Origin of the sequence: Ruminococcus sp. 5_1_39BFAA (genome assembly GCF_964240875.1) — a bacterium.
Lineage (GTDB): Bacteria > Bacillota > Clostridia > Lachnospirales > Lachnospiraceae > Blautia_A.
This window is the reverse complement of the sequence record NZ_CAXSVO010000009.1, coordinates 94,691-111,491: the sequence shown is the minus strand read 5'-3', so window position 1 is coordinate 111,491 and position 16,801 is coordinate 94,691. Positions and strand designations below refer to the sequence as shown.

13 protein-coding genes and 1 pseudogene are annotated in these 16,801 nt (G+C 46.8%); 1 reads left to right on the top strand and 13 read right to left on the bottom strand.

Annotated elements, in window-relative coordinates:
* Positions 1–8 precede the first annotated feature (8 nt).
* From hemZ to ACESZH_RS11660, 10 genes are all read right to left on the bottom strand, one after another.
* Entirely contained in the window at positions 9–1,562 is a 1,554-nt protein-coding gene (gene hemZ, locus ACESZH_RS11705; protein WP_373215658.1) for a coproporphyrinogen dehydrogenase HemZ, read from the bottom strand.
* Positions 1,555–2,184 (bottom strand): MBL fold metallo-hydrolase, encoded by a 630-nt coding sequence (locus ACESZH_RS11700; protein WP_373215657.1) that lies wholly within the window; start codon positions 2,182–2,184, stop codon positions 1,555–1,557. Before ACESZH_RS11700 ends, hemZ begins: the two co-directional genes overlap by 8 nt.
* Positions 2,185–2,206: 22 nt before the next feature.
* Entirely contained in the window at positions 2,207–4,495 is a 2,289-nt protein-coding gene (locus ACESZH_RS11695; protein WP_373215714.1) for a bifunctional (p)ppGpp synthetase/guanosine-3',5'-bis(diphosphate) 3'-pyrophosphohydrolase, read from the bottom strand.
* 95 nt (positions 4,496–4,590) lie between these two features.
* Positions 4,591–5,115, bottom strand: a complete 525-nt coding sequence (locus tag ACESZH_RS11690; RefSeq protein WP_373215656.1) for an adenine phosphoribosyltransferase — start codon at positions 5,113–5,115, stop codon at positions 4,591–4,593.
* A 155-nt stretch (positions 5,116–5,270) separates the two neighbouring features.
* Positions 5,271–6,986 carry a single-stranded-DNA-specific exonuclease RecJ gene (recJ, locus tag ACESZH_RS11685; RefSeq protein WP_373215655.1) on the bottom strand — a complete coding sequence of 572 codons (1,716 nt, stop codon included), beginning with the start codon at positions 6,984–6,986 and terminating at the stop codon, positions 5,271–5,273.
* A 129-nt stretch (positions 6,987–7,115) separates the two neighbouring features.
* Complete coding sequence (gene secD / locus ACESZH_RS11680; protein WP_373215654.1) at positions 7,116–9,533, bottom strand: protein translocase subunit SecD; 2,418 nt, start codon at positions 9,531–9,533, stop codon at positions 7,116–7,118.
* Between the two features lie 45 nt (positions 9,534–9,578).
* On the bottom strand, positions 9,579–10,940 hold the full coding sequence (gene scfB / locus ACESZH_RS11675; RefSeq protein ID WP_373215713.1) for a thioether cross-link-forming SCIFF peptide maturase: 1,362 nt from the start codon (positions 10,938–10,940) through the stop codon (positions 9,579–9,581).
* A gap of 132 nt (positions 10,941–11,072) precedes the next feature.
* A complete protein-coding gene (scfA, locus tag ACESZH_RS11670) occupies positions 11,073–11,213 on the bottom strand; it encodes a six-cysteine ranthipeptide SCIFF (RefSeq protein WP_015524633.1) in 141 nt (46 codons plus the stop codon).
* 76 nt (positions 11,214–11,289) lie between these two features.
* On the bottom strand, positions 11,290–11,640 hold the full coding sequence (locus tag ACESZH_RS11665) for a TIGR04086 family membrane protein (protein ID WP_373215653.1): 351 nt from the start codon (positions 11,638–11,640) through the stop codon (positions 11,290–11,292).
* A 77-nt stretch (positions 11,641–11,717) separates the two neighbouring features.
* Entirely contained in the window at positions 11,718–13,499 is a 1,782-nt protein-coding gene (locus tag ACESZH_RS11660; protein WP_373215652.1) for a hypothetical protein, read from the bottom strand.
* A gap of 362 nt (positions 13,500–13,861) precedes the next feature.
* Here ACESZH_RS11660 and ACESZH_RS11655 point away from each other — a divergent pair, with 362 nt between their 5' ends.
* Positions 13,862–15,148, top strand: a complete 1,287-nt coding sequence (locus tag ACESZH_RS11655; RefSeq protein ID WP_373215651.1) for an HlyC/CorC family transporter — start codon at positions 13,862–13,864, stop codon at positions 15,146–15,148.
* Positions 15,149–15,280: 132 nt separating this feature from the next.
* On the opposite strand, the gene ACESZH_RS11650 is transcribed toward ACESZH_RS11655, so the two are convergent.
* The 3 genes and pseudogenes from ACESZH_RS11650 to ACESZH_RS11640 all read right to left on the bottom strand — a co-directional run.
* A complete protein-coding gene (locus tag ACESZH_RS11650; protein WP_373215649.1) occupies positions 15,281–15,883 on the bottom strand; it encodes a YdcF family protein in 603 nt (200 codons plus the stop codon).
* Between the two features lie 152 nt (positions 15,884–16,035).
* Positions 16,036–16,239: an SPOR domain-containing protein gene (locus ACESZH_RS11645; protein WP_373215711.1), complete on the bottom strand. Its 204-nt coding sequence runs from the start codon at positions 16,237–16,239 to the stop codon at positions 16,036–16,038.
* A 60-nt stretch (positions 16,240–16,299) separates the two neighbouring features.
* A pseudogene (locus ACESZH_RS11640) lies at positions 16,300–16,764 on the bottom strand (N-acetylmuramoyl-L-alanine amidase); the annotation flags it as partial.
* Positions 16,765–16,801: the final 37 nt, after the last annotated feature.

Genomic DNA, 16,801 nt, shown 5'->3' with positions numbered 1-16,801 from the left:
CTCCCATCCTACAGCCAGGTAGCGATGCCTGTCCGTTTTCTTTCAATCATTTCATCGATACGGGTGATGTAGCTGGTCACATCCTTCACATTCTCCACCCGCTCAATTCTTTTTCCGTGGTCAAAGACCAGCTTGGAAGAGCCGCCTGCCCCAAGTGCTATGATCGGCTGCTTTTCTTCCATAATCAGTATATTGTAAATTCCCGCTTTGTCAACCTTTGCGTAACCAACATTTTCAAAATTTCCCTTCATATTCTTCTGACGATACAGATAATAAGGGCTCATTTCCATTTCATAGGCTGTCCGCATTGTCAGATCCATGATCTCCTGGTTATTTTCAAAGGTCATTTCCTGGTATTTATCCCGGAACATATTCAGACGTGCTGCCCTCTTCACGGCAAGTGAATGTACGGTCAGACTGTCCGGATCAAGCGTCCTCACCTGCTCCAATGTGTTTTTCACCATAGAAATGTCCTCACCGGGCAGACCAACGATCAAATCCATGTTAATATTGTTATAGTCAAGTTCCCGTGCCAGATAAAAAGCTTCCTTGGTCTGCTCCACCGTATGACGCCTGCCGATGATTTCCAGAGTCTCCTGATTCATGGTCTGAGGGTTCACGGAAATCCTGGTTACAGGAAAATCACGGATAGCCAGAAGCTTATCCCTGGTAATGCTGTCCGGCCGTCCCGCTTCAATGGTAAATTCCTGAAGGCCGTCAAATCCAAAAGAAACTCCGATTGCATCCAGAAGACGCCTAAGCTGCTCCGGCTCAAGAGTAGTGGGAGTTCCGCCACCGATATAGATGGTATCCAGCTTTCTCCCCTTCATCATTCCCGCTACAGCCTGGATCTCTCTGCAAAGCGCATCCAGATACTGATCCACCCTGCTTTGCCACTGCTTCAATGGATAGGAGCTGAAAGAGCAGTACAGGCAGATACTGGGACAAAAGGGAATTCCTACGTATAAGCTGTACCCGTTTTCGTAATCAATTTCCTTTAGAATCTCACGTTCCCGGTTGGCAATGGCGATTGCAAGAGCTGTTTTTTCAGGGCTAACCAAATACCGCTGCCGCATCTCCTGGGCGATCTCCGTATTTTTCATCCCGGACTCGATCATTCCCATGGCAAGCTTGGCAGGACGGATTCCTGTCAGATTTCCCCAGGGCAGCGTTTTTCCTGTAAGCTTAGTCAGCACATGGTAAAGGGCAAATTTCAGGTTATCCTTATTCGCCTTTCTCAGCTCGTGTGCCGCCTCCCGGCTCCCGTCCGCTTCCCGGCAGGATTCCTCTTCCGGCGCGCAGCAAGAAAGAAGGGCATCCTTTTCATCTTGCCGGGACTGCCCTTTTATCACCTCTGCACTTGCCTTGCCTGTGCGCTCCTCGCTTTTAAAGCTTATGAGATAGCTGTCATCATTCCGTTCTACCTGGAAGAAGAGGTCATACTCCTCTTCATCCTTCTCATACATCGTATGGAACTCTCCTTCCGGATAAAACGCCTTGATCAATTCATATACATCATGTTCAAAATCCCTGTCAAGCAACAGGATGCCTATCTTACACAAATGGATTATACCTCTTTTCGTATCCAATGGTGGTGGAGGCGTCATGCCCCGGATAAACCTCCGTTTCCTCCGGCAGATTATCCACCAGCTTGTGCAGGCTGCCGACTATGGCTGCCGTACTGCCGCCCGGGAAATCCGTCCGTCCCACAGAACCATAAAACAGTGTATCACCGCTGAACAATACGCCTTCATCTTTGATATAATAACAACAGCTTCCCGGTGTGTGTCCAGGTGTATGGAGCATCTGAATGGAAAATCCCGCGGCTTCAAATACCTCAAGATCCTCAAGAGATACATCCGGCATGATCGAACAGGCACGTCCATAGGTTCCCGTCATGTTCAGGGAAGGCTCACGGAGCATCTCCTCTTCCTTCCGACAGGCATAAATCTTAATTCCGTATTCTTTTTTGATCTCCTCTGCTGCCATAATATGATCAAAGTGACCATGTGTAAGTAAGATTCCCACCGGTCTGGCACCCATCACGCTTACCTTATGGATGATCCTCTCTGGTGCATCGGCAGGGTCCACGATAAGAAGCTCCTTTGTATCATTGTTCATCACAAAATAGCAATTGGTAAAAACAGGTCCTAATGTCAATTGCTGCAACTGTAATTTTCCCATATAAATCCTTTCCTGCAGTCTGTCAGCCCGTGGTACGCTCCACGTCGATAATGCTTTCCACCTGGCGTATCTTCTCAATGAGAGTGTTTAGCTCTTCTTTACTGCCAACATTAAAGCTTAGAGAAATAGTCGCCTTCTCCTGCTTACTTGTACGGCTGTTGATGCTGCGGAGGTCGATTTTGCGCTCCGTGAAGATTTTGGACAGGTCTACCAGAAGTCCTGTACGATTGTTTGCATATACATTGATTTCCGCCATATATTTCTCGGAAACCTTGGTGTCCGGTCTCTGCCATTCCGCTTCGATCAAACGGCTTCTGTCAAGATCCGACATGTTCATCACATTCACACAGTCTGTCCTGTGGATGGTAATTCCCCTGCCTCTTGTAACAAATCCGACGATCTCATCTCCCGGAATCGGATTGCAGCATTTTGAAAAACGCACGGCAACATCATGGATGCCTTTTACCACAATGCCGCTCTTGCTCTTTGCCACATGAAGCTTATCCTGCGTTTCCTGGGCAGCCTCCAATACATCCTCATCCGTTATATTTTTCTTATGTTCCTTGTCATAGGCTTCCACAAGCTTGTTGAAAACCTGGCCTTCCTTCAGTCCGCCATGTCCGATGGCTGCCAGCACGGAATCCCAGTCACGGAAGCCGTATTTTCTCAGCACTGCATCCAGATACTGAGTCTTTGTATAATTACTGATCTTGAATCCCTTGGCCTTGGCATACTGTGTCAGCATCTCCTTGCCCTTCAGGATGTTATCTTCTTTTAATTCCTTTTTAAACCACTGGTTGATCTTATTCTTTGCCTGGGTGCTCTTTACCACCTTCAGCCAGTCACGGCTCGGTCCCTGGGAGTTCTGGGAGGTGATGATCTCAATCCTGTCGCCGTTTTGGATCTGATATTCGATGGGTACCAGCTTTCCGTTGACCCTTGCGCCCACCATCTTATTTCCCACGGCACTGTGCACGCAGTATGCAAAGTCAATGGGTGTTGAACCATTCGGCAGTGTTTTTACATCGCCCTGAGGAGTAAAACAGTATACGCTGTCTGCAAAAAGATCCAGGTCGTTTTTCAGAAGACTCATAAATTCTCTGTTGTCAGACATGTCTCTCTGCCACTCCAGAATCTGACGCAGCCAGTTCAGCTTTTCCTCTTCGCTCTTTCCTACCGGTTTCTTGCCGTCAGAGGATTCCTTGTATTTCCAGTGGGCAGCAATACCGTACTCCGCAGTCTTGTGCATCTCAAAAGTCCGGATCTGTATCTCAAAAGGCTGTCCGTTGGGACCGATCAGAGTGGTATGCAGAGACTGGTACATATTCGGCTTCGGCATTGCGATATAATCCTTGAATCTGCCGGGAATTGGCTTATACATTTCATGGATCACGCCAAGGGCTGCATAACAATCCTTTACTGAGTCTACCAGAATACGAACAGCAAAAAGGTCATAGATCTGGTCAATGGTTTTATTCTGATTAACCATCTTTTTATATATGCTGAAGAAGTGCTTCACACGTCCGTCAACCTGTGCCCGGATATTGGCATCATCCATGTGCTGCTTGACCTGCTTCACGATATTTCCCACAAATTCCTCGCGGACACTCTTTCTCAGTGCTACCTTCTCCACCAGGTCATAATAGACCTCCGGCTTCAGATATTTCAGGGAAAGGTCATCCAGCTCCACCTTGATCTTGGAAATACCGAGGCGCTGGGCAATGGGCGCATAAATATCCATCGTCTCTTTTGCCTTTTCCTGCTGTTTCTTTGGAGTCATGTACTGGAGCGTACGCATATTGTGAAGACGGTCGGCAAGCTTGATCAGAATTACACGGATGTCCTTCGCCATAGCCAGGAACATTTTACGGAGACTCTCTGCCTGTACTTCCACCTTATCCTGAGAGTAGGAGAGCTGTCCGATCTTCGTCACCCCATCCACCAGCAGGGCAACCTCAGAGCCGAATTCCTTTTCCACTTCCTCGTAGGTCATCCAGGTATCCTCCACCGCATCATGAAGAAGTCCCGCTACGATGGTCTCCTTATCCAGCTCCAGATCCGCCAGAATAATGGAGACACAGAGAGGATGGATGATATACGGCTCTCCGGACTTTCTCTTCTGATCCTTGTGAGCCTCACTTGCTACCTCGTATGCCTTTTGGATCATGGAAATGTCTGTGGACGGATGATATTTTTTTACACTGGCTATCAATTCCTGATATAATTCTTCAGGGCTGGTAAAATCACTCATGGACTTCACGGCTGCATCCGCTCTTTTTACGGAATCCAGCTTTGCCTGCTCCACCTGCATGGTAGTATCTCCATTTCCCGTACCTGAAATTATTTCCGTCATTACTTTCACCTGCCTGTTGAACAAATTTTAGGTAGTGCATTAGCGTGGGTATTTTACTTACCCTCGTAGCAGATTACAGAATCCACGTCATAGCCTTTCAGTTTTTCGCGGCCATTTAATCCTGCCAGCTCCATAAGAAATACAATCTTTACCACTTCTCCGCCAAGCCTTTCCACCAGCTTTGCAGCAGCCTCCACAGTTCCTCCTGTAGCGATCAGGTCATCGATGATAGCAACCTTCTGTCCCGGCTGAATAGAATCCTTATGAATTTCGATGGTAGCCTGACCGTATTCCAGTTCATAGCTCTGTGAAATGGTTTCACAGGGAAGCTTGCCTTTTTTACGGATCGGAATAAAGGGCTTGTGCAGATTATATGCCACTGGCACTCCGAAGATAAAACCACGGGATTCTGTTCCCATAATGATATCCACATCCACGTCCTTCAGACACTCCTGAATGGAATCAATGGCAAGCTGCAGTCCATCTGCATCCTGAAGAATGCTGGTTACATCCCTGAAAATAATACCCGGCTCCGGAAAATCCGGAATACTTCTTACATACTCTTCTAATCTTTTCATAACTTCCTCCTGGGGTCTCTCTGCTGCCTGTATATGATGCGGCAGCCTCTCCCCGCCCTCCTATTCGTATTTCTACTGATTTTGCTATTGTAAATATCTTTTAGTATAACACGCTTTAAGTCCAGAATCAATCCAAAAACCGACACGGAAAGTCACTATGCGCAGTAATTCTGGATTATGATCTGCAGGCTTTCCCGTCCCTGATAGCGGTTGATCTCAGGATAATAGGTCACGGATATCCGCTCTTTTCCCAATGCAAAACGCAAAAACTCCTCCGCCTCACCAAAATAGATCCCGTTCATTACCGTTCCGCTGTCGTCCATAAGCTGCAGTTTCGCTACATTTCGATTTTTGCCAAAAATCCGGCTGTTTAAAACCTTCAGTCCCTTCTGGGCAAACAAGGGCTTTGTATTTCCTTTTCCAAAGGGTTCCAGAAGCGAAATCTGCTCAACCAGTCTTTTTGTAATATAGGATACCGGCATGGGTACATCGATCACGATCTTCGGAATCAGATCCTCCGGAGTCAGGGTGCAGTTCTCATTAAGCTTTTTCCGGAAGATCTCTACATTTTCTTCTTTGATGGAAAGGCCGGCCGCCATGGGATGTCCCCCAAACTGCTCCATCAGCTCACCGCACTTTACAAGCTCATCATACATGGAATAGGCTTCAATGGAACGTCCGCTTCCCTTTACAGCCGTTTCCCCCTTTGTGAGTACAAATGACGGTCTGTGATATTTTTCCCTAATACGTCCAGCAATAATACCTGCCAGGCTTTCGTGACAATCCGGCAAATAAACCACCAACACCCTGTCATTTTTCAGTTCCGTACTTTCCACAAGCCGGATCGCCTCTTCCTTTCCCTTTTCCGTCAGAGCCTTCCGACTGTCATTTAACCCCTTTAAATCCCCCGCAAGGCGCGCCGCTTCATCCTCTGTTTCCGCCTGAAGAAGCTTCAGAGAACGTGCCGCGGTATCAAGTCTTCCGCTTGCATTGATACAGGGGCCCAGGACAAAGCCAATGTGATACGCCGTAATCCTTCCGCCTTCAAGTCCTGTTTCCCGAATCAGCGCCCGAAGACCTTTATTTCTTGTATCCGGCAGGCGCTTCAGCCCCTCTTTTACCAGAATTCTGTTCTCTCCCTGCAGGTCCATCACATCCCCTACCGTGGCGATGGCAGCCAGCTCCAGGAACTCCTCCCTTTCCTGTTCCGGAATCCCATAAGCCTCATAGAGTGCAAAAACAAGCTTCATAGCCACCACAGCACCGCACAGGCTTTTATTGGGATACGTACAATCCGGCTGCTTTGGATTGATGATTGCATCTGCCTGAGGAAGCTTAAGCGCTCTGCCATTTTCCGTTTCCTCGTAGGGGATCTCATGATGATCCGTCACCACCACCGTCATTCCCTTTTCCTTTGCAAAAGCTATCTCGTCTGCGGCTGCAATGCCGTTATCACAGGTCACGATCGTATCGATTCCATCCCGTTCAGCCTGATCAATAAGATGCCTGTGAATGCCGTAACCATCCGATACCCGGTCCGGAATATATGTATCTGTATTTGCGCCGACACGGCGCAGGCCCTTCAGCAAAATAAAGGTTGACGTGACGCCGTCAATATCATAGTCTCCGATGATCCGGATCCTTGCCTGGCTTTCAATTTTTGCTTTCAGGATTTCCACTGCTTTTCTCATATCCTTTAACAGCCACGGGGATGGAATATCCCGAATGCTTCCATGGAGATATTCCCGGATGCTTTCACTGCCTGTCACCTCCCGGTTCCTGATAAGCCTTGCGATCACCGGGTCAATTCCGAATTCCGCACCTATGGCGTTAAAGTCCGCCTTTTTTGCTGCAACTACCCATTTTTCCATAAATTCACTCCTGTTTTTTTCCTCTAAGGACATAAGATTTTCCAACGGAACCTCTCATCTCCTTGCAGGAAAAAAAGCAACCCGGGACAGGTTTCTCTCCTATCCCGGGAAATTCATTTATGAGCTTTTCTATTTGTCCTCAGCTCCGGATTTCTGTGCTGCCTCCTGTGCAGCAAGACGCTCCTGAACTCTCTTCCGGTTTTTCTTCTTAGACTCATCTGTTCCTTTCACCGCATTGCTCTGTACTCCGGCTTTCTTAGGAGCAGCAACTTTCTTTGCAGGTGCAGAAGCAGTTTCTACCGCTTTCACCGGCTGTGCGTTTCCTGTGAATTTCTTTTTCATTACAAACCACAGGGCGCCTGTGATGCAAACAGAAGAATATGCGCCGCAGATGATACCAACCATCAGAGGTGCTGCAAACTCACGGATGGAAGAAACACCCATGATGTAAAGAACAGCTACCATGACAAAGGTGGTAAAGGAAGTATAGATACTTCTGGTAAGGGTCTGTGTAATACTGTTGTTTACGATTTCCTCAAGTTCATCGATCCGTTTGCTTCCGTGAAGGTTTTCACGGATACGGTCAAAGATAACGATAGTTGCGTTGATGGAGTAACCAACAATGGTCAGCATACACGCGATAAAGGTATTTCCAACGGAGATTCTGGAAACCGCATAGAAGGTCAGGACTACCAGAACATCGTGGAGCAGAGCCAGAACCGCACTGCTTGCAAAACGGATATCTTTGAAACGGAACCAAATGTAAAGCAGCATAAAGATCGTTGCCACGATCACAGCTACCACTGCATCTTTTCTCATCTCACTGCTGATGGTGGAAGAGATGCTCTCTGCCTGGATCAGGCTGTCGTCAACTCCGAATTCATCTACAAGTGCTTTGTTAAGAGCCTCACGCTCTTCCAGATTCAGAGAACGTGTCTTAATGATAACCTGGTTTGTTCCAACAACCTTGGTAGGCTGAACATTTTTATCTCCTGTTACCTCTTCTACCAGCGGCGTTACCTCGGAATCAATCTGCTTGATATCCATTTCTTCGTTAAAGGTAACATTGGTAGCTGTACCGCCTGAAAACTCCAGGCTGTAGTTCAGTGCCTTTCCGTCTGTTCCCTGATGGATCATCATGGCAACAGGGCCGCACAGGATCAGTACGATAGAAATAATGAAGAAGGTTTTTCTCTTTCCAACAAAATTGATCGGTTTCTTTTCACTGGTGCTTCCGTAATATTTTGCATCGCGGACACCAACTGCATACAGGGCATTCATAACCAGTCTGGAAACAACCAGCGCCGTAAACATGGAAACCACAATGCCCAATGCCAGCGTATATGCGAAGCCCTTAACAGAACCGGAGCCAAGCCACATCAGCACGAAAGCGGCGATCAGGGTGGTGATATTACCGTCAAAGATCGCGGAAAAGGCTTTGGAAAATCCTGCTTTAATAGAATTTCTGACAGAGACTCCTGCTCCTATCTCCTCACGGATACGGGCATAAATAATAACGTTTGCATCCACTGCCATACCAATGCCCAGGATAATACCTGCAATACCCGGAAGCGTAAGGGTAATGTCGAAAGCATTTAATGTGATCAGCATAGCTGCCGTATAGAAAATAAGCGCGATCGCTGCAACAACGCCAGGTACCCGGTACACAATGATCATAAACAGAATTACGATCACAAGACCGATAGCTGCTGCCTTCACACTGGTGGTGATAGCTTCCTCGCCAAGCTGTGCTGCAACAACGCTGGAACGAAGCTCTTCCAGTTCCAGGCTCAGGGAACCGATACGGATATAGGAAGCAAGCTCCTGCGCTTCCTCCACGCTTTTCTGACCGCTGATCTGGGCTTTTCCGCCTGTGATAGCCTCATTGACTACCGGAGCGCTTAAAACGCCGTTGTCATAGATGATGGCGATCTGCTTGCCGACATTTGCCTTTGTTGCCTCGGCAAATTTCTCTTTACCCGCGTCTGTCAGGGTCAGCTCAACCACGTATTCCCTTGCGCTTGTATTCTGATCCTGGATCGCACCGCCTGATGCATCCGCAACATCCGTTCCTTCCAGAACAACGGAACCAGCCTCCCGGATCTCATCCATGCTTCTTGCCAGGGAATATCCGGTTTCACTGTTTGCATCTGACTGGAAGTTCACATTGCCGTCCTCGTCCTGCTGTACGATAAAGCACAGGGAACCAGGCTTTCCAAGTTCCTCCAGAATAGCATTCGCGTCCGTTACACCAGGAATCTCAACGTTGATACGGTCAGAGCCTTCCTGATAAACCTGCGCCTCGGTGCTATACTGCTCAACACGCTTCTGCAGCTTGTAGATCGTATCTGACATATCTTCGCTGCTTGGGTTACTTTCTTTTGACTGATACGTAATGCTGACACCGCCTGCCAAATCCAGTCCGGTGTTAATGTGCTTTGCAGCTCCGCTTCCGGTAGGTCCGATGCCTACGGCTGAAGTAAAGCAGAAAAAAGCAGTGAGGATCACTGTAAGAATCATCACTACGATTCCTCTTGATTTTTTCATTGTTCCTGTCCCTTCTTAAAAATTAATGATCCGCCGGCGTGTCTTTTAGTCACACGCCAATGCGGCTTTTATCATGATAGCGCACTCCACACGCTTCCTCTGGAGCTCGCATCCGATTTCATAGTTTCCATTGATATCCTTCTGGAAATGATAGGCATTTGCCGCACATCCTCCGCTGCAGTAGAATCTCGCAAAGCATTCCTTGCAGGCAGGCTTTGTATATACATTGCAGCTTCCGAATGAGGTCTGGATGGAAGGCTTTGTGATTCCCTCATCCACATTTCCCATCAGATACTCTTCCTCTCCCACAAACTGATGACAGGGATATAAATCACCCCAGGGAGTTACTGCCAGATATTCCGTACCGCTTCCGCAGCCGGAAAGTCTCTTATAAACACAGGGGCCTCCTGTCAGGTCGATCATAAAATGGAAAAAGTTAAATCCTTTTCCCGCCTTTTCCCTGGCGATCATCTCTTTTGCGAGAAAATCATATTCTTCCAGGATGCGGGGAATATCCTCCTCGCGGATCGCATAATCTTCCTCTGGAGCCGCCACCACAGGCTCCACGGATATCTGCTTAAATCCCAGGTCTGCAAGGTGCAGTACATCCTGTGCAAAATCCAGGTTATGATGGGTAAAGGTTCCTCTCACATAGTATTTATCCTGATTACGTGACTCTGCGAATTTCTGAAACTTGGGCATGATCAGATCATAGCTCCCTGCTCCCTTACGGAAGGGCCGCATATAATCATGGACTTCCTTTCGTCCATCCACACTTAAGACCACGTTGCTCATTTCACGATTACAGAATTCCATCACCTCGTCGTTTAAAAGGACGCCGTTGGTGGTGAGAGTAAAACGGAATTTTTTATTATGAAGCTTTTCCTGCTCTCTCCCGTACTCCACAAGATCCTTCACGACCTGCCAGTTCATAAGCGGCTCACCGCCGAAAAAATCCACTTCCAGATTTCGTCTGGAGCCGGAATTGGCAATGAGGAAATCCAGGGCTTTCTTTCCCACCTCAAAGGACATCAGTGCCCTTCTCCCGTGGTATTCCCCTTCTTCTGCAAAACAATAGCGGCAGGCAAGATTGCAGTCATGGGCGATATGCAGGCACAGCGCTTTTACCACAGTCTGTCTGTTCTCTATAAATTCTCCAATAGCGTTTTCATAAATATCTTTTGTGAAAAGCATTCCTTCTTCTTTTAGCTTTTCACATTCCCGGATCGAGGTTTCAATCTCTTCTTTTTTAAAGCGATTTCCCAGTTTTTCCGCAATGGCCTGCCCGTCCAGTCCTTCCTCCAGCAAAGGAAGCACCTCGTAGGTCACCTCATCCACCACATGGATGCATCCGCTGTTAATGTCCAGCACAATGTTATAGCCATTGCTCTGATAACGGTGAATCAGACTCATATTACCGAAATCCTTTCCTTTTGTGTCTTTGGTTCATGCAGCGGTAATTCTGCGAATTTCCCTCTTACATGAATAAGCAGCGGATTTTACCCCGCTGCTTACCTAATCTCATCAGCGCTGCTTTTATTATTTATGCTCGCAGCTCTGGTTTCCTACTGTACAGGAAGTTTTGCATGCGGACTGGCAGGAAGTCTGACATTCACCGCAGCCACCCTTTTTAACCGTATTCTGCAGGTTCTTTGTATTTAATGTTTTGATATGCTCCATTGTATATCCTCCTTATGTAGTTTCGTCTTCGCCTAGTATAGCATAAAACTTTTTATTTTTAAAGCATTTTTTTGTATCATGACAGCATTCCTCCCAAAGCTCCTCCGCCCAGGCACATAAAGAAGGTAGTAACTGCGTGTGAAACCGTCATATCCCACTTTCCCTGCACTGCAAAAGACACGGTCACAAGAAGCAGATAATAGAATAAGCCGACCAGAATGCCCCACAGATACTTATCTTTGCGCAGGATTTTTCCCGCCATAAAGCCTCCCAAAAGGCAGGACAGAACATACACGGCAATGATCCCCGCCGCCACAGGCCCCTCTCCCAGATCAAATTGAAAGAGAAGAAACGCAAGAAGAAGCAGGAACAGTCCTGTAATTCCATAAGCAAATAGTAATGATTTTAAAACAGCCTTTACTCTCATAAAAACAGCCCTCCCATATGCAATATATGGGAGGGCTGAAAATCCTATGATTATAAAATTCTCTTCCTGATTTCTTTTTAACTTCTTTTCTTCTTAACCGCTGCCGCGATCACAATGACAACAACAGCTGCTGCCACAAGGATCACAAATGGAAGGATCACGGTATCATCGCCTGTCCTCACGGTGTTCACAGTGCTGCTTCCGTTCGTGTTTGTATTCTGGGTATTGCTGGTATTTGTGTTCTGGGAACTATTGGTATCTGTCTGACCGGACTGGTCACCGTAAATGTTCCGAACAGTCCCTTCCTTTGTTGCTCCGCCGCTTGCAGAACCGGTGGTATTATTGCTGCTGGTGCCGGTATTGGTTCCTGCGCTTCCGGCAGTATTTGTATTGGTTATATTGCCGGCACTGCCTGTAGGAGTCTGAACAGGCTTCATCGTGGCAGTTGCCTGAACAGTTGGCGTTGGAGAAGCGGTTATCTGTCCCGAATAGCCGTCCTGGGCAATATCACCGCCCACCAGCGGTTTGCTGCCTGCGATTCCGAATGGGCTGAAAGAGTGTGTGCTGAATACCATGGTTCCTCCATTCACACTTGGAACGATCGTCTCAGTAGCCCCGTTATCTAAAATATGCTCAATAGTGTATGAATAGCCTTCCTTAACCGGAACTGTAACACTTATGTATTCTCCATCCGGAATTTCGTATTCCGTATTATTTCTCAGATCCCAAAGCTCAAACTCATAGGACTGGAAGATCATGGCATCTGCTTCATTTTTAAACTCGTAGCTTTCTCCGCTGGAAACACGGAACTGCACGTACCATGGGAGCTCTATGCCTGAAACAAAAATACCGTCACAGCTATGATTCTGGCGGGCGCGCTCCATCTCTTCCTCCGGGCTTAAATTCTCTTCTGCCGTGGAAGGGCGTGTATCCTGCGCTGCAAAATCCGCCGGGTTGTCAAAAATGTTATTGTTATTTTCTTCCGGTGCCGCGGTTACTTCGGGTGTCGCTACAGAAGGCTCCTGCGTTTCATCCGTAGCAGGCTCCTGGCTATCAGCAGGAAGCGTGTCATCAGCCGGTTCCGCAGTTACTTCAGCTCCAGGTGTTGCCGTCACCTCTTCCGGTACTGTAGTCACTTCAGCTCCGGGTGTTACGGTCACTTCCTCCGGAACTTCAGTCACTTCAGCTCCGGGTGTTACGGTCACTCCCTCCGGGGCTTCGGTCACCTCAGCTCCAGGTGTTACAGTTACTCCCTCCGGAGTTCCACTCACTTCAACTCCAGGTGTTACAGTCGCTTCCTCCGGGGCTTCAGTCACTTCAGCTCCGGGTGTTGCCGCTGCTTCTCCGGATGCTTCCGTATACTCTCCATCTGCTGTCTGTCCGGCATCATCTGACCCGGAAATATCAGAAGAAGCCTCCGTTCCCTCTTCGCCGTTTTCTTCACTGTCATAGTAATCTTCTTTATAATCCTCATCGCTGCCCGCAATGCTGCTTACCACAACTGTAACATAGCCTGTCAGAACGCCTTTTTCCGCATCCCACCCGGAATAACCGGACAGATCCACGGAACCGTTTGGTTTAAATTCTACCTTGCAGGACTGTACACGGCTGTCCGGCACATAAGAACTGTCTGCCCAGGAAAGTGTTCCGTAATCGCTCTTTGGTAAGTCTATATTAGAAAGAGATGTTGGTTCATCAATGGTTACATTATCAGGAATCAGGGTGCCCTTTTCTACAGTCTGTGTCTGGCCCATGGCTATTGTCGGATATGCCTGACCACTAAGTAAAGCTGCCGTCATAGCGGCAGCAGCCAAAAAAGTAACGCTTTTTCTGCATGTAGCTTTAGTATTCTTTTTCATCTTCTTCACACCTCTGTTGAACTATCAATTCACACTAACAATTGTATCTATGTCTGCAATATGTCGGCTTCTTGGCACAACATATTGTTACTATATCAAATTTTTATCCTTTTGTAAATATTCTGTAACAAATTATTTTATTTTTCGTCAAAAATATTATATCACAGTTCTTCTTTTTTCGACACCCCCAAATTATACTTTTTTTCGACACGATGATTTCTCTTGCTTTTTTATAGGAAATCATGTATATTCTACTCTAATCACATAATAACATATGTATCTGTTCAAAGGTTTCACAGAATTTCATCCTTCTTCTGACCTTAGGCAGCTACAACCACAAACAAAAAGGAGTGAACTATATTTTGGATTCAAGTGTCCCTATACAGGCGGCTGCAATACTGATTTTGTTGCTGCTGTCCGCCTTCTTTTCATCCGCAGAGACATCTATGACAACCGTAAACCGAATACGTATTCAGGCCCTGGTGGAGCAGGGTGACAAACGCGCCGTGATCCTGGAAAAGGTAATTTCCAATTCCGCAAAAATGCTGAGCACCGTATTGATAGGCAACAACATTGTAAACATGGCAGTTTCTTCACTTGTAACTACCCTGACCATCAAGCTTTTCGGAAACCTGTATGTAGGTCTTGCCACCGGCTGCCTGACTCTGGTAGTCCTCCTCTTCGGAGAGATCACTCCTAAGACCCTGGCAACTCTGAAGGCCGAAAAATTTGCTCTGGCTTACGCAAAGCCGATTTATTTTCTCATGATCGTTCTGACACCCGTTGTCTATATAGTGGGAAAGCTTGGAAATGGCATTATGTTTCTTCTTCGGGTAGACCCAAATGCCAAACCCAACGCCATGACAGAACATGAACTCCGTACTCTGGTAAATGCAAGCCAGGAAGACGGTGTCATTGAGCGTGAGGAACAGCAGATGATCTATAACGTATTTGATTTCGGTGATTCTGCCGCAAAGGACGTGATGATTCCCAGAATTGACATGACATTTGTGGATGTAAATGCCACTTATGAAGAGCTGATGGATATCTTCAAAGAGGATATGCACACACGCTTTCCCGTATATGAGGATAATACAGATAATGTTATTGGTATCATAAATGTCAAGGATCTGCTCCTTTATCCTTCAAATAAGCCATTCTCCATCCGTGAGATCCTAAGAGAGCCATATTTTACTTACGAATACAAAGGAACTGCTGACCTGATGATGGAGATGCGCAAAGCTTCCGTAAACCTTGCCATTGTACTGGATGAGTACGGTTCCACAGCCGGACTTGTAACTCTTGAAAACCTTCTGGAAGAAATCGTAGGAGAAATCCGGGATGAATACGATGAAGACGAGGAGGAGGATTTAAAGGAGATCCAGCCTGGCCGTGAATATACAGCTCTTGGCTCCGCCAAGCTTGATGATATTAATGAAGCTCTTAGTACAGAGTTGGAATCCGAAGATTACGATTCGATAGGCGGCTATATCATTGAGCAGCTTGACAGCCTTCCTACCCAAGGACAATCCGTTACTCTTGAAAACGGTATCCGTCTTGTGGTTGATGAGCTTGACAAAAACAGGATCAGTCTTGTTCATATCTGGCTTCCTGAAAAGGAAGATGACCAAAGCGAGACAGCCGAATAACCGGACAGTAAATTCAAACAATAAGAAAAAGTACCGTTCGTCCATTTTAAAGGACATCGGTACTTTTTTATGTCATAGGAAAGCATTTCATTTTGTTCTGTGTGAAGATTCGCTGGATTTTTATATCCGCCTTTACGATTCTTTATAATCCAGCATTAGAGAAAACTGTTTTATGATCCTGGATACTTCTCCTGTAACAGCTTCCACGCCAGCTTCCGTTTCTCTCCAATTGTTTCTTGTAATGCCGTCCGGACAGGCAGGGCATACTATAAATTCCGTTTCCGGATACAAAAGCTGGTAATACATAAGTGACCGCCTTGCATGGTAGGTTTTGCAGCAAAGTACGGCTTTTTCCACACAGATTCCTGCCTTGTCCGTAACCTGCCTGGAAAAAATCGCATTTTCATAGGTAAACGTTGCCTGGTCTTCCCTTAAGATCGCCTGTTCCGACACACCGTTTCTTAAAAGCACCTCTTTCAGAAACTCCCATTCCGTAGCATATTCACCATTATAGGCCTCTTTTTGGGACAATACTCCTGAAAATCTTCCCTGCGTGATACTGTATCTTCCGCTTGGCAGAATATAGGGTGCATACCCTTCCCGATACAATTCCGCTGCTCTCTCTGCCATTTCCGGAAATCCGTTTCCCGGTACAAAGATAATGTCCGATTTTTGGGGCTTTCCTTCTGTAAAAATAAAATTCTCTATCTGATTTAAAAAACCACTGTACTTCATATACTACCTGCTCTTTCTGGAACTTTTGTATATCTTTTCTGAAACAGTATAGCATATCGCTCTTCTATATTCCAGAAAAGATTTCTCCCAGTGTTCTTTCTCCCGGGCGGTCACTTTCACCGCCCGGTTTACGGTTTGCGCATCCAATTTCCCTATCTTGTCACGATCACAGTACTGTATCCGTCATTTCTCAACCTCTGTTCCATATTTATCGCATTTCCAATCTGCTGAAAAGCGCCCACCTGGGCCTTATACAGTTCACCGTCATGAATCAAAAATGCCGGGTATCCTTTATCCAGTAACTGGTACAACATTCTGTCCGCGTTTTCCCGGTTCCTGTATGCGCCAACCTGCACCCGGTAATAAAGAGGACTCTCAATTGTTTCCTCGTTCAGCGTTCCCAGGATGGCATCTGCAATAGCCTGCGCAATCTCCGTTTGCTTTTCATCATAGATAAGATTATCCTCATCAGAGTTGATAAACCCGGTCTCAATCAATAGAGCCGGCATCCTTGTACGGCGGAGAACCACAAGTCCCGGTCTTTCTTTTACACCAATCTCCCGAAATCCCAGTTCTCCCAACGCCCCCACAATGTTCTGCGCCATCTCGTATTTAATCCCGCTTTTATCATAAACAAGGACCTCAACGCCCTTGTACTGGTTCGCTTCAGAGCTGCTGTTTCGGTGGAAGGAAATAAAATAATCCACTCCCGCCTCATTTGCCAGCCGTGCCCGTTCAAATGGTGTGAGATAATCGTCAGTTGTCCTTGTATATAAAACGTCAACTCCATTATTCTCAAGGATTTTTCCCACAGCAAGAGTCAGCGATAGATTGTCATCCTTTTCACGCCTGCCCATGTATACGGCTCCAGGGTCAGACCCTCCGTGTGCAGGGTGTTAATTGCGCAAATGCTATATG

What these genes read in the sequence shown, in the direction of transcription:
- ACESZH_RS11700 (WP_373215657.1), bottom strand. Translation starts at nt 2,184, where the DNA reads ATGGGAAAATTACAGTTGCAGCAATTGACATTAGGACCTGTTTTTACC.
- ACESZH_RS11695 (WP_373215714.1), bottom strand. Translation starts at nt 4,495, where the DNA reads ATGCAGGTGGAGCAGGCAAAGCTGGATTCCGTAAAAAGAGCGGATGCA.
- ACESZH_RS11690 (WP_373215656.1), bottom strand. Translation starts at nt 5,115, where the DNA reads ATGAAAAGATTAGAAGAGTATGTAAGAAGTATTCCGGATTTTCCGGAG.
- recJ (WP_373215655.1), bottom strand. Translation starts at nt 6,986, where the DNA reads ATGGAAAAATGGGTAGTTGCAGCAAAAAAGGCGGACTTTAACGCCATA.
- secD (WP_373215654.1), bottom strand. Translation starts at nt 9,533, where the DNA reads ATGAAAAAATCAAGAGGAATCGTAGTGATGATTCTTACAGTGATCCTC.
- scfA (WP_015524633.1), bottom strand. Translation starts at nt 11,213, where the DNA reads ATGGAGCATATCAAAACATTAAATACAAAGAACCTGCAGAATACGGTT.
- ACESZH_RS11665 (WP_373215653.1), bottom strand. Translation starts at nt 11,640, where the DNA reads ATGAGAGTAAAGGCTGTTTTAAAATCATTACTATTTGCTTATGGAATT.
- ACESZH_RS11660 (WP_373215652.1), bottom strand. Translation starts at nt 13,499, where the DNA reads ATGAAAAAGAATACTAAAGCTACATGCAGAAAAAGCGTTACTTTTTTG.
- ACESZH_RS11650 (WP_373215649.1), bottom strand. Translation starts at nt 15,883, where the DNA reads ATGAAGTACAGTGGTTTTTTAAATCAGATAGAGAATTTTATTTTTACA.